The organism is Butyrivibrio sp. M55 (assembly GCF_900116865.1).
Classification (GTDB): Bacteria; Bacillota; Clostridia; order Lachnospirales; family Lachnospiraceae; genus Butyrivibrio.
Genome location: NZ_FPCD01000004.1, coordinates 225,998 through 239,095, shown reverse-complemented (window position 1 = coordinate 239,095; position 13,098 = coordinate 225,998). Strand labels below are relative to the sequence as shown.

The 13,098-nt window shown below is 42.1% G+C and carries 10 protein-coding genes; 1 reads left to right on the top strand and 9 read right to left on the bottom strand.

The window, feature by feature from the left end; genetic code table 11:
* Positions 1-8 precede the first annotated feature (8 nt).
* From BM398_RS07065 to cobT, 7 genes are all read right to left on the bottom strand, one after another.
* Entirely contained in the window at positions 9-1,451 is a 1,443-nt protein-coding gene (locus BM398_RS07065) for an MBOAT family O-acyltransferase (RefSeq protein WP_092337037.1), read from the bottom strand.
* Positions 1,452-1,521: 70 nt separating this feature from the next.
* Positions 1,522-3,132, bottom strand: coding sequence for a spermidine synthase (locus tag BM398_RS07060; protein WP_092337036.1), 1,611 nt, complete (start codon positions 3,130-3,132; stop codon positions 1,522-1,524).
* 56 nt (positions 3,133-3,188) lie between these two features.
* On the bottom strand, positions 3,189-4,256 hold the full coding sequence (gene cbiB, locus BM398_RS07055; protein ID WP_242949775.1) for an adenosylcobinamide-phosphate synthase CbiB: 1,068 nt from the start codon (positions 4,254-4,256) through the stop codon (positions 3,189-3,191).
* Positions 4,257-4,275: 19 nt separating this feature from the next.
* Positions 4,276-6,561, bottom strand: a complete 2,286-nt coding sequence (locus tag BM398_RS07050) for an EAL domain-containing protein (RefSeq protein WP_092337035.1) — start codon at positions 6,559-6,561, stop codon at positions 4,276-4,278.
* Positions 6,562-6,729: 168 nt separating this feature from the next.
* The gene (locus BM398_RS07045) at positions 6,730-7,548 is read right to left on the bottom strand and encodes an adenosylcobinamide-GDP ribazoletransferase (RefSeq protein ID WP_092337034.1); all 819 of its coding nucleotides are present in this window, start codon (positions 7,546-7,548) and stop codon (positions 6,730-6,732) included.
* Positions 7,545-8,567 carry a bifunctional adenosylcobinamide kinase/adenosylcobinamide-phosphate guanylyltransferase gene (locus tag BM398_RS07040; protein WP_092337033.1) on the bottom strand — a complete coding sequence of 341 codons (1,023 nt, stop codon included), beginning with the start codon at positions 8,565-8,567 and terminating at the stop codon, positions 7,545-7,547. The genes BM398_RS07045 and BM398_RS07040 overlap by 4 nt, the downstream gene beginning before the upstream one ends.
* Before the next feature lie 2 nt (positions 8,568-8,569).
* A complete protein-coding gene (gene cobT, locus BM398_RS07035) occupies positions 8,570-9,709 on the bottom strand; it encodes a nicotinate-nucleotide--dimethylbenzimidazole phosphoribosyltransferase (RefSeq protein ID WP_092337032.1) in 1,140 nt (379 codons plus the stop codon).
* Positions 9,710-9,785: 76 nt separating this feature from the next.
* On the opposite strand from cobT, the gene BM398_RS07030 reads away from it, so the two are divergent.
* Entirely contained in the window at positions 9,786-10,916 is a 1,131-nt protein-coding gene (locus tag BM398_RS07030; protein WP_175531871.1) for a pyridoxal phosphate-dependent aminotransferase, read from the top strand.
* A gap of 72 nt (positions 10,917-10,988) precedes the next feature.
* On the opposite strand, the gene BM398_RS07025 is transcribed toward BM398_RS07030, so the two are convergent.
* Together BM398_RS07025 and BM398_RS07020 are read right to left on the bottom strand one after the other, a co-directional pair.
* Positions 10,989-11,942, bottom strand: coding sequence for a CPBP family intramembrane glutamic endopeptidase (locus tag BM398_RS07025; protein ID WP_092337030.1), 954 nt, complete (start codon positions 11,940-11,942; stop codon positions 10,989-10,991).
* A gap of 77 nt (positions 11,943-12,019) precedes the next feature.
* A complete protein-coding gene (locus BM398_RS07020; protein ID WP_092337029.1) occupies positions 12,020-13,072 on the bottom strand; it encodes an FAD:protein FMN transferase in 1,053 nt (350 codons plus the stop codon).
* Positions 13,073-13,098 lie beyond the last annotated feature (26 nt).

Genomic DNA, 13,098 nt, shown 5'->3' with positions numbered 1-13,098 from the left:
ATCCTCACCTAAAACCTGTTATATACAAACTCTTCAACACCGGACTGTCCAAGGAAAAGTATTATAAGAACAAGCGCAAAATATGCACTCCACCTTACCATCGATTTTTTTTCCCTAAGCATCTCTATTCCCGATTTCTTATATGTAACCACGCTTATAACCATGTATGCCACGATTCCGATGATCATAAGCGACAAGCTGGCATTTGTCGGTACCATAAACAACGTCCTTAGCGCTTCACTTACAGTAAGTCCGCTTCCTATAAGCTCCGGCATTACTATAAATAACTCACCCGGAATCCGTTTAAAAGATGCTATGATTCCCACCGCTTCACTAAGACTATCCACAGAAAAGATAATCCATCCGAAAGTTACGATCATAAACGTTATAACTACCGAAAATGCCGACTTTTCCCTGTTCTTATTTCCAAACGCACGCTCGATGCAAAGACATATTCCGTGAAACAGCCCCCACAGAATCCATGTAATTCCCGCTCCGTGCCAGATTCCGCTTATCGCAAAAGTTATAATTAGATTTCTGTAAACCTTCCACTCCCGTGTCCTGCTGCCGCCAAGCGGTATATAGACATAATCTCTGAGCCAACTGCTAAGCGATATATGCCACCTTCTCCAAAACTCTCCTACAGAATGTGAAAGATACGGATGATCGAAATTCTTGCCAAGATCATATCCCAAAGCCCTTGCGCAGCCCGTAACAATATCCGAATACCCCGAAAAATCAAAGTAAAGCCTGAACGAATACAGAATTACCGTAAGGAAAAGAGCCATTCCATACCGCTCTCCCTCGGCGCTCCTCACAGAATCAATGTATAGCGCAAGGTTATCGGCAAGCACCAGCTTTTTCATAAAGCCCCATGCCATCAGTATCAGGCCTTCAACCGCTCTTTCGTAATCAAAAAATTTTTCTTTTTTTATCTGAGGAAGTAAATTCTCTGCCCTCTGAATAGGGCCGCTGGAAACACAAGGAAAGAAACAGACAAACAAGAGAACATTTAACAGATCTTTTTCTGCGGGAATTTTCTTTTTATAGACTCCCACTGTATAGGTCACAATCTGCAAAGAAAAGAATGAAAGTCCAAGAGGGATCAGCATATCACCGTGATGTGAATATCGAAATATTACCCCCAGCGCCCTTACAACGCAGATTGGTAACACTTCCACAACCACAAAAAGAATCATAACCGCTTTTCTGAGGGTTTGATCCTTTTGGGAGCCATCCGCTCCAAACCTTTCTATTATGAATCCCGAAGCGTATGTAACAAGTCCAAAGACTATTATCACAGGGACAAATATCACTCCGCCCCATGCATAAAAAATAAGGCTCGCCAGTAGTAAAAATACATTGGTAAGCCTTATCGACAAGTGTTTTATAAAGTTAATAAAGAATATCGCCAGAAAAAAAGCGACAAATAATTTCGTGTAAACCGGCATATAAGTTATCGCCCTTTCGAATTACTAGAATCATTATAGCGATAATTTATATTTTTTGCCATATTAATTTTCAGAACAAACCTTCGAGTCCCTGAGTCTTATATATTTCCTTATAATACTTAACTTCGTCCTTGATTATCGAGTCAATCTGCCTCATTCCAAGAAGCTCAACAGGCGCCTTGTCGTCTGTCATTATGTTGTTACCCGCATCGTAAGGAACACAGTTTGCTTCAACAATCTCCATCATCTCACGAAGCTTCTCATCACCTTCAAGCTTACTGTTTTCGGATAATCTATTCATAAACTCCCCATTATCCGTAGCAAAGAGCTCTTTATTTGTAGAATTAGGGACCTTTACCGTAACAACATTGTCAAACACCGATGAAATGGTATCTGCGAGATATCTGTTAATTGTAGACTCGTTATCATCGCTATACATGTTCATATTAACAACCATAACCCCACCCGGATTAAGGTGTTCTTTTACCATGTCAAAAAACTCCGTCGATGACATCTGAAAAGGAATCGTAATGTCCTGATATGCATCTACCATTATGACATCGTACTTCTTGTCTACTGCCGCAAGATAAGCTCTTCCGTCATATGTCGTAACCTTGGCTTTTTCGGGAAGTTCAAAGTATTTATGCGCAAGATCCGTGATCTTATCATCGATCTCAACGCCTTCTACATTTACGTTGTCAAAGTATTTAAGTATCTGGGTCGCATATGTTCCCGTTCCCATTCCGAGTATCAGAACTTCAGTATTTTCTCCCGCTTGAGCCTTTTCTTTTACCCCGCTCATATAGGGCGCAGCCATTGCGTAGTCATAGTACATTCCGGTAAGTTCACCGCTCTTGATGCGAATTGACTGAACTCCGAAAAGAACGTTTGTCGAAAGTATCACGCTGTACGGATCTTCTTTTACCTGAAGATAGTTATAAACAGACTCACCCTCATAAGTCAGGTCATTTTCCCAAAAAGCAAACGAGGTGCTGTGTCCGAAAAAACAGCATACTATAAAAATAATAAGTCCTGATGCCGCTTTCACAGTGACTTTTTTACCCGTGCTGACAAAAAAAGCGATGCAAAGCGCTATCAGTATTCCCGCAAAAATAAGAAATGTTATTGTCGTTCCCACCGCAGGAATCGTAACAAATGTCGGCACAAAAGTACCTATGATACTTCCGACTGTGTTAAAAGCCCCAAGTGTTCCGATTATCTTGCCATTGTCATCAAGTGACTCCGTTGTGTACTTGGCAAGCGAAGGTGTTACTGTTCCGAGAAGAAAAAGAGGGAACACAAACACGATCATGCATGTCGCAAATGCAGCTATAACAAGGAAATTGCTGTTAACCGCAAATATAACCGCCGCAGAGATGGCAATTATTATGTATTTACCAAGAACAGGAATTGCTGCAATCCAAATGGCAGCGATAAGAATTCTCTTATAAAGTTTGCCGGGATTGGGATCCTTGTCTGCAGCCTTGCCACCGTAGATATTTCCAAGCGCCATGGCTATCATTATCGTTCCGATAATAATCGTCCACACAATCTGTGAAGAACTAAAATAAGGAGCAAGAAGTCTGCTTGCCCCAAGCTCAACTGCCATAACAGACATTCCCGCAAAAAACTCTGTCATGTACAAAAACATTTTGTTGTTTAAGATTGATTTTTTATCCATTTCACCTACATCCGTTTTTTATTTTCGTAAATTATCATCCGTATTGGAGTATACCATTATCGCTGCTTCACGAAAATATATATGACAAAATAAATTATCACAAAAAGAGCTGTCGTCATATTCATAAGAAGTATACTGCGTTTTATGTCTTCAGGCTCTATCGGTCTATGCTCATCCCCTATAAACTTCTTGTCATGAAGCTTACCAAAGTAGCTCGCCGGTCCCGCAAGCTTAAGTCCCAGAGCACCTGCGCATACGCTCTCGCACTGCGCCGAATTTGGGCTTGCATGATTATACCTGTCTCTTACAAAAATCCCGGCTGCATTCTTTGTGCTGTAATTAAATGCATTCTTTTTTCCAAATAATGCTCCGCACACTTCCAAAAGAGCCGTTCCCGCGATCATAAAGACAGCACTGAGTCTTGCGGGGATATAAGCAAACACGTCATCCGTCTTAGCCGCAAATCTTCCGAAATACATGTACCTGTCATTCTTATATCCGATCATTGAATCCATCGTACTGACCGCTTTATACACATACGAAAGTACAGGCCCTCCAAGCATCTGGTAAAAAAGCGGGCAGATAACGCCGTCATTCGTATTCTCCGCAACCGTTTCAACCGCAGCCTTTGCAATCCCTTTATCATCAAGGCTCTGCGTATCTCTTCCCACGATCATAGACACCGCTTTTCTTGCCCCTTCAATATCCCCTTTTGAAAGCGGAACATACACCGCAATTGCTGCATCTCGAAGGCTCCTCGCCGCGATGCACTGCCAGCACATCACACTCATTACCGCAAGCAAAAGATATGTATTTATCCTGTATGCAAGATAGCAGATTCCAAAAGAAACACCTCCCGTAACCGCTACAACAACTATTACTTCTATTAAGCCAAGCACAAAGTCTTTTGAATTGCTGCCCACTTTGGCGTTTTCCTTAGTATCTCCGCCTGATTCGGTCACTTTTTTCCTGCGCAAAAACATCTCCAAGATCTCTATCAGCTTTCCTATGATCTGCACAGGATGCAGCAAAAAAGCAGGGTCACCGACAACAATGTCGATTATGACCCCTGCCAAAATTGCAATAGCTATGTACTTATAATACTCCGCCCAAAATCCCATCATATTTGCATCATATCATCTTCTATTCTTCCAGCATAGCCTCAAATTCATTAAGCGGCACAGGTTTGGAGAAATAATATCCCTGAAAAAGATTGCATCCAAGCTTGTTCAGTTGATTAAATACTTCCTTGGTTTCCACGCCTTCGGCAAGCGAAACAATACTAAGATCTTCCGAAAGTCTGATAACATTCTTTATAACTATGTCTGCACGTTGTTCATCGCTTGATTTTCCAAGGAACTTCATATCAATTTTAAGTACATCCACAGGCATGTCTTTGAGCATATTAAGTGATGAATAGCCGCTTCCGAAATCATCCATCTCTACAATAAATCCCTGTTTTCTGAATTCTTCCAGAGTCCTCATCCTGTCGTCAGTATCCCTCATCATACTGCTCTCTGTGACTTCAATACGAAGACTCTTTGTATCTATTTCATATTCTTTGACAAAACTGACTATATCCGAAAGAACATCCGTTAAATAAAAATCTTTCGGAGACACATTAACGGAAATAAAAAGTTCCGGATGTTTTACTTTCCAGTCCGCCAGTATACGACAGGCAGATTTCCAGATATGCTTGTCCAGATCAACAATCATACCGTTTTCTTCAAACAAAGGAATAAAATCTCCGGGAGACATGAATCCATGCACAGGATGAATCCATCTGGCAAGTGCCTCTGCTCCGACAATCTTTCCGGTGTTGTCTGCTATAGGCTGCAAATAAGGAACCACCTGGTTCTGAGCTATAGCGTTATCAAGCTGGGCAGAAATTTCCTGATTCCAGACCATCTTGTCCCTGATTTTCCTGTCAAAGAATACAACATGCCTCTTATAATCATCCTTGATTGAATCAAGAGCCACACTCGCCCTGTCAAACAAAACAGATACATCCTGATCTTCATCACCTATCTCGCAAAATCCCAAATGTACCATGAGGTTCTGCTCAATGCCACCCATTCGCACCGTAAAATGTGCCAGATCACTCTCAAGAATTTCCTGTGAGAACTCGCTCTTAGGAAGACATGAGCCAAAACTGTCTCCGCTTAAACGACCGTATATGCATCTCTCATCAGAATATTTCCTTATCCAGTCAGCAACCTGTTTAAGAGCCGCATCACCGAACGTTTTTCCAAAAACATCGTTAAACACCTTAAAATCGCAGACATTAATTCGTGTAATATAATAATCTTTAAGCGCATGCTGCTTAAGCTGATCCGAAATCTTCTTGTACGTATATTCTTTGTTATATAAACCTGTCAATTCATCATGATTGGACGCAAACATTTCCTCTTCTATGCGCCGTTTTTCTTCTGTTATATCCCTGACTCTGACATATGATCCCAGATTTTTTCCGCTTCCGTCAAAAAAACTGCCTCTGGCTACCATAAAACTCTGCTCATCTTCACCCGCTTGCCTGATTATCTCTGTCTCCTGTGATTCCGGAATTTGGCCTATATCACCAATAAGATCTCTGAGCGCATTTGAAGCGCCGTCAAAATCATTGCCTTTTATACCGGTAAATTTTCTGGCAAATTCATTTACCCATATGCATCTTCCCTCAGGCGCGTACAAGAACACTGCCACCGCAGTATCATTGACAATATCAGCAAGCATGCTGTCCAGCAAGCGAAGCGGTCTGTAATGAATTGAAAAATAGAATATCAAAAATCCGAACACCGCAAATCCTATCATCGATCTGTCAATCGGAGTACGGGAAAAAATATAGTATGTTTGCCACAAAGTACCGACTATCATACTGAAGAAAATAACAATATAACGCTCCCTATAGAGCCTCGGAACCTGAAAACTCCTGATTATAAAAACCATCATTATCATAGCCATAGCACCATAGCAAACAACTCTGTGAACAATCTGGCCAAGTAGAGGTTTCATAATGAAATAAGGCTTTCCGTACGCTTCAATTTCCTGTAAAACAAAAGCGTGTTTGAACACTATGTTCATAATGAGCTGCGCCGCATCAATTACAAGCAGATATTTAATCCACTCCGGTACAATTCCTCTTTTTTTGTCCGAATCATTCTGCCTGATGCAATATTTGTTTGTAAAATTTATCAAAGCGTACATCACAAGATTCATGCCGATGTAGTAGATATAGCAACCGACAGAAGCTATATTTTCAGTGGTTGCACCGACAATTATCATGTTTCCGAGAACCGGAGGAATAAGAGAAAAACAAAACAGGCATACAGATCTGCCTATAGCCTTTTCAGAGCGTAGCGAAGCAATACCACATAGCAATAATATGGCAATAAGTAAGACAAATATAAAGATAAATACCAATCTGATCATTCTGCCTCACTCCTCCAAAGCCCTCTTCGAAGGCTTTAATTTCCACGACTTACAAACCGATGCTTATATTCAGTGTATGCCTATATTATAAGCAATAATTCTGCTGTTTTTTATAAAAAAAGATTAAATATTTTCACAAAATTGCGTTTATTAAATACAAATATAACACTAAACTCCTAAAAATCCTCCCAAAAGCACGTATGCACATATCGCTACCGCAATCGCAGTCTCGGCAAGACACAAAAACCAACCTGCCGCATCACCGGTAATTCCGCCAAGTTCTCTGCCCGTCCTGTATTTGTAATATGCAAATACCAAAAGCGCCGCACAGACCGCACAAACTCCGCAAATACCCCCGATCAGTATCATCGCTATCGAAACCACCAGTGCTTCCTTTATCAATATGGAAAGACATCTCTTCTTGTCCGCGCCTTCAGCAAAGCTGTAGAGCGTTCCTTCACTCTTTGCACATGGGAAACTCACAACAGATATTCCGCTGAGTGCCCTCGATAAGATAAATCCAAGCCCAAGGATAATCGAAGCTTCTCCCGAAAAAAACAATGACACATCCGAAAGAATCTCTTTATCCAGAACAATAGTAATGCTTGCAAGGTAAACCGCCGAAAGCGCAAGCACTCTGATGACCGCAAACGCACCTATATGCGGATCCTTTAAAATCTCAAGTTTCTTCTCCCTGTCCGCATATGAAGAGAAAGCATCGCTGCAATCCATGTACCCGTCAACGTGAATTCCGCCGGTAATAAGAACAATCGCAGCCATCATAAAAAGCCCCGTGGGAATACTTCCCATTTCAAGAATCGCCCCAAGACACCTTATCCCGCCTAAAACTGCAAACAAAACAGCTCCGATAAGCGGAAAGAAGACAATGCTGTACTTCATATCCTCTTTCTCCCAGGTAAACTGAGGCATCGGAATCTTGGAATACATTGAAAACGCTATGGCAAAAGACCTGAATAAACTTTTCATCCTATTTTTTCCCCTATTCCGCAGATTACTCTGTAAACTGTCCTGTTCGTTGCAAGTGCCTGCATAAATCTTCCCGCATCTTCACGCCATTTCCTGTCTGGGGCATCCACAGGAACAATTCCGCAGGTGATATCTTCACATATAACTATCGCATCTTTGGAAAAGAGCTCCGAAAGCTCATCTATGCTTACATCTGTTCCGCGAACAAGGCGCTCTACATGGTAATAGATCTTGTAACCACCGGGAACAGCCTCGGCTATATCATTACAATCTTCTTTATGTTCAAAGGTATAAATATCTTTATCACTGATATCGAAACCTTCTCCGACATCGTCGATTTCTCTGACTTCTCTGATAAACTGCTTTGCAAATTCAAGCTTTCCCTGACCCGCGCCGCCAACTATAAGAATTCCGCGATTTTCCCCGTCGCTCATTTCACCATTTCCCTTCTTGTGCAAAACAGCTTTTCCGGCACACATCTCTATGACTTCATCCGCAATTTCCGAAACTTTCCTCTCGATAAGAGCCAGTCCCTCACGATATGCCTCTGTGCTCATATCGTAAACCGCTGCATCGCTGTAGATTCCATCGCTCACAAAAATGAGATTGTAATCCTTCTCCTTGCACAAGATTCTTAGATCATCGCACACTCTCTTTGTCGCAAAGGAATCCTCCGTGAAATTTCCGTCTTTATCCACACGAAACATCTCATTTGCAAGAAGCGCTGTCAGACTGTCCACAAGAAATGTATTTGTTTTGCATTCATCCGCCGCTTTAAAAAACTTCTCTTTTTCCGTACTAAGTCTCTTTATATCTCTTGCAATCTCTATCGTCTCAAAGCCAAGCCCTGCTCTGTTTTCCACATGCTTCCTGATGCGATAGTCGTCCTCTTTACCGGTGGACTCCATGGTCGCAACGTAGTAAAGCCCTCCGCCCGACTTATCCCTGAGACTGCAGGCAATGTCCTGAGCAGTATTCGATTTGCCGTTTTTACAGCCTCCCGTCAAGAGAACTATCATCTTTACCTGATTCCTTCCAGATACGAATCGTCAATTCCGCCACCTTCAAATGTAGCCATATCATTCATCATCGCGCACGCGCCTTCGATTACCCCAAACGCAAGAACGCATCCGCTTCCCTCTCCAAGCCCCATATTTAGGTCAAGATACGGGCTAAGTCCCAGCTCTTTAATCGCAAGCATATATCCGGGCTCCGTAGATACATGTGAGGGAAAAAGATAATCCGACACCGCAGGACAAAGCTTTACCGCAAGAAGAGCCGCCACTGCCGAAATATATCCGTCTATCACGGCTCCTTTTCCGGAGTACGCAGCTCCGATAAACGCCCCGCACATAGCCGCAATATCAAGTCCTCCTACTTTGGACAAAATATCCGTAACCGCTTCAAAGTCATCGACATACTTGCCACACGCATCTGTAAGTCCATGCAAAGAAAGAGCCTTATTTATAACTTTCTTTTTATTGTCATATGCATCATCGGAGATTCCCGCTCCGCGCCCCGTAAGGTCGTCGCTGCAAACACCCGTGATCGCTGAAAGAACTGCTGCCGAAGTCGTGGTATTTCCTATTCCCATCTCGCCGATCCCAACAAGATCGATATATCCGGGCTCCGCGCCATCATCTTTTCCAACCGCAATCTCAATTCCCGTCAATATGGCACACAAACACTCATCAATGCTCATAGCAGGCTCGCATACGATATTTCCGGTACCTTTTCTGATCTTTTTATCTATAATAGGCGCCTTTTTCCCATCAAATGTAAGCGGAAACTCAGTTGCAACCCCAACGTCAACAACCACAACTTCCGCACCGAAATTCTTTGCAAGCGCGGACATTCCCGTTATTCCTAAAGTCATGTTGACTGCCTGGCTAGCCGTCACGGAAACGGGCGCAGAAGCGACTCCTTCAGCCGTCACACCGTTGTCAGCACAAAAAACCAGAATCTTTTTGCTTCCGATCCAGTTCTTAACCCGTCCCGATATTCCCGAAAGCTTAACCGCGATATCTTCAAGCTTTCCAAGACTGCGAGGCGGCTTTATAAGCGCATCGTCATACTCTTTTGCTCTGTTCTTCGCACCTACGTCTGCACTTCCGACACCTTCTATGTAATTTTTTATTATTTTCTCTGTATTCCCTGTCATACGTTTATTTTACACACATAAGTAATGTTGTAAAAGTATCAAAAAAACCTTTATACTTAATCTTGGAGGAATGAAAATGACCTACACCACATATGAACACGGCGGAATTTATGATAAGAATTTTAAGATAAAATATGATTTCAGCGTAAACGTCAATCCACTCGGAATGCCCGAGAAAGTAAGACGCGACATCACTGAAAACATTTCTCTTTTGGAAAAATATCCAAACATGAGCGACTGCGCGCTTCTTGCCAAGCTGTCCGCATATCACAACCTTCCCGAAGAGTATTTTGTTCTGGGAAACGGCGCATCGGAGATAATAACTCTTTTATCCCAGGCGATCATTCCGCGTGGTGCCATGATCCCCGTCCCGACTTTTTCAGGATACAGGAAAGCCCTGGCATCAAGAAACTGCCGCGTAAATGAATACGTCCTCAAAAGCGAAGATAACTTCAGGCTCACAGAAGATTTTTTAATATCTGTAAAAAGAGCAAGTACCGTGGATGCAATCTTTATCTGCAATCCAAATAATCCAACGGGAGCACTTATATCCCGTGAACTCGTAAAAAAACTTGCGGATTTCTGCGAGAACTTCGGAATATACCTCATAATCGACGAATGCTTTATGGGATTTGTTCCCGATGAAAAAAAGACAAGCGCGGTCTCACTTATAAAAGATCACCCTCATCTTATAATAATCGACGCTTTCACCAAGCTTTATTGCCTCCCCGGACTAAGGCTCGGCTACTGCATATGCTCGAATCAGCGCATATTGTCAGAACTTAACGCTCTTAAACCCGAATGGAACATCTCAAGCCTTGCACTGCTTGCAGGGGAAGAATCAATATCAGAAATTGACTATGTAAAAAAATCCATCTCATTCATAGAGACCGAAAAGAGTTTTCTTATAAAAGAACTCTCTGCTCTTGGCTTTACCGTCTTTGACAGCGATACAAACTTTATCCTGGCAAGGCTTCCGTTATCCTTGCTCACCACGTCACACTCTCATCTCGAAGGAAGCTCCCTTACAGACCGCCTCGCAAGAGAACACGGGATCCTCCTTCGTAACTGCGCAAACTTTAACGGACTCGATAACTCCTATTTCCGCATAGCAGTCAGAAATCACGATGAGAACATTGCGCTCATAGATGCGCTGATCAAAGAGTTGCATGGCAACTCTTTGCGCGCCGATGCGCGCAAACTTTAGCTTGCATAATTTCAAATAAAAAGTGCCATAACCCGCAAAAAAGCTATGGCACTGCATCTTACATTATATAAATTATTCCGCAATCTGTTTTTTCTCTTTAAGAAAAACAGTCTCTCCGACAACCCAGAGGTTATCGCCTTTTCTCTTTTTCCCAAGTAAAACGATCACAACTATTCCGATAGCAAGAACCACCGATGAAAGAACTGTTCCTTCAATTCCAAATCCGACATTATATGCAAAGCTGTTTGTCGCAGAAGCTACGTCCAGTTTAAAGATAGAAAAATCAAAGACAAGTCCGCTGTTGGGAAGTCCCAGAACTATACTCTGCATGTAGTTCCAGCCGGTATGAACCGCAATCGCCATCCACATGCTCTCGTAATAATAGATCATAAGAGCCATAAATACACCGAACAAAACAATATTCAAAAATCCAAGGAACGATACGTCCGGATTAAGAAGATGCAAGGCTCCGAAAACCAACGCATTTCCTATTATTGCAACCCACGGTGATCTGAACGACCTTCTAAGCCTTTGATACAGAAATCCTCTGCACAGGATTTCTTCGCTTCCCGATTGGAAAAATACCATTATAAAAACAACGAACACTTTGAAAAACTGAAATCTGTTAAAATAAACGGCTATATCCTTGTTGAGCATTGCAATGATAGCGCAAAAGACATTCATTCCGCCGCCAACAAGAAGTCCCAGAAGGAAAAACAGTACCGTATTTCCTTTATATTTTTTCCAAAACGTTTTGAGAATCGGTCTGTCGGGTTTTATTATCAAAAGAAAAACAATAAGCACGATCCATGATCCTATAGTCTGGCCATATCTCGTAACCGCTGTATTAAACGCCAGATCTTCAAGTCCCATATTCGGAATGATCAATAAATTGAACAATAACTGACCTGCAATCTCCCCCGCAAGCAAAAGCGCAAAGAACACCACCGGCAGAATAATCAGAAAATCATACCACCTGTAGTAGTCATTATGAATCTTGTAAAAAAGTTCCTTAAACTTCTCCATGTTGCCCCCTCCATTTTTTTGTTTTCTTCATCCAAATAAACATAATATGATAGAAGTGGCACGTCAACAGGAAGATTTTACCTTATAACGGTTATATCCAGATCCTCATACTCCTGACTCAAAGAAAAGATAGTATTCACGCCTTCCGTGACAATCACCTCTCTGTCATCCGTAACCATGATAAGATCAAATGCCGCGATTCCCTTATCGCCTGTAGAATATTCTTTATAAAACTTCTCGGCTTTTTCTTTTCCCATAACAAAAAGAGCTGTTGAAAGACCGTCACAGACTGTTCCGTTTCTTCCCACAACCGTGACCGAAACAAGACCGCTCTTTGCAGGCTTCCCTGTCTTAGGATCAAGAATATGCCAGTACTTCTCACCGTTTTCTTCAAAAAATCTCTCATATCCTCCGGAAGTTATAACAGCCATATCGCTTGTCTCTATAACACCAAGCACTCCGCTCTTACTGTCTTCAAACGGACTTTTTATCGCAACTCTCCAAAGACTTCCGTCAGGCTTTGTTCCTATGCATTCAACATTTCCGCCAAGATTTATAAGTCCCGATGTCACTCCTTTTTCCCTGAAAAAATCCGCAAGATATGATCCAGTATAGCCCTTAACCACGCTTCCCAAGTCAATTTGCATGTTGTCTTCTATGTTTACGCTGCACTCTTTATCGCCTGAATAATCCACATTGATTCTGTCATAGCCCACATTTGAAACAAGTTCTTTTAACTCATCATCCGAAGGTACCCTGAAATCGCCCGTTGTAAAGCCCCATGTCTTAAGTACCGGATAAACCGATATATCAAGACTTCCTTCTGTAGCTTCACATATTTTAAGCGCTTCCTGAAGGATTTTTGTTCCGTCTTCAGACAGCTTTCCGCTTTTATCATTATTGAGCTTCCCTATTTCACTGTCCTCATCTGTCACGGAAAGTGTACCTTCTATATCTCTGATTTTTTTCTCCGCTTCCGCAAGGAGCTTGTCGTCTCCCTCTATCTCAAGCTGCATCACGGTATCCATCGCAAAGATCGTCGATGTATTTTCTTTATTCTTTGCACCGCACCCTGTTGCCAGCAGTGTAAAGGCGCATATTATCGCTAAAACTTTTTTCTTTCTATTCATATAGTATTTCTCTTTACTCTCTTTCA

Bases quoted from the DNA above. Each gene is read 5' to 3' on its own strand.
- BM398_RS07065 (WP_092337037.1), bottom strand. From the start codon at position 1,451: ATGCCGGTTTACACGAAATTATTTGTCGCTTTTTTTCTGGCGATATTC.
- BM398_RS07060 (WP_092337036.1), bottom strand. From the start codon at position 3,132: ATGGATAAAAAATCAATCTTAAACAACAAAATGTTTTTGTACATGACA.
- cbiB (WP_242949775.1), bottom strand. From the start codon at position 4,256: ATGATGGGATTTTGGGCGGAGTATTATAAGTACATAGCTATTGCAATT.
- BM398_RS07050 (WP_092337035.1), bottom strand. From the start codon at position 6,561: ATGATCAGATTGGTATTTATCTTTATATTTGTCTTACTTATTGCCATA.
- BM398_RS07045 (WP_092337034.1), bottom strand. From the start codon at position 7,548: ATGAAAAGTTTATTCAGGTCTTTTGCCATAGCGTTTTCAATGTATTCC.
- BM398_RS07040 (WP_092337033.1), bottom strand. From the start codon at position 8,567: ATGATAGTTCTCTTGACGGGAGGCTGTAAAAACGGCAAATCGAATACT.
- cobT (WP_092337032.1), bottom strand. From the start codon at position 9,709: ATGACAGGGAATACAGAGAAAATAATAAAAAATTACATAGAAGGTGTC.
- BM398_RS07030 (WP_175531871.1), top strand. From the start codon at position 9,786: ATGACCTACACCACATATGAACACGGCGGAATTTATGATAAGAATTTT.
- BM398_RS07025 (WP_092337030.1), bottom strand. From the start codon at position 11,942: ATGGAGAAGTTTAAGGAACTTTTTTACAAGATTCATAATGACTACTAC.
- BM398_RS07020 (WP_092337029.1), bottom strand. From the start codon at position 13,072: ATGAATAGAAAGAAAAAAGTTTTAGCGATAATATGCGCCTTTACACTG.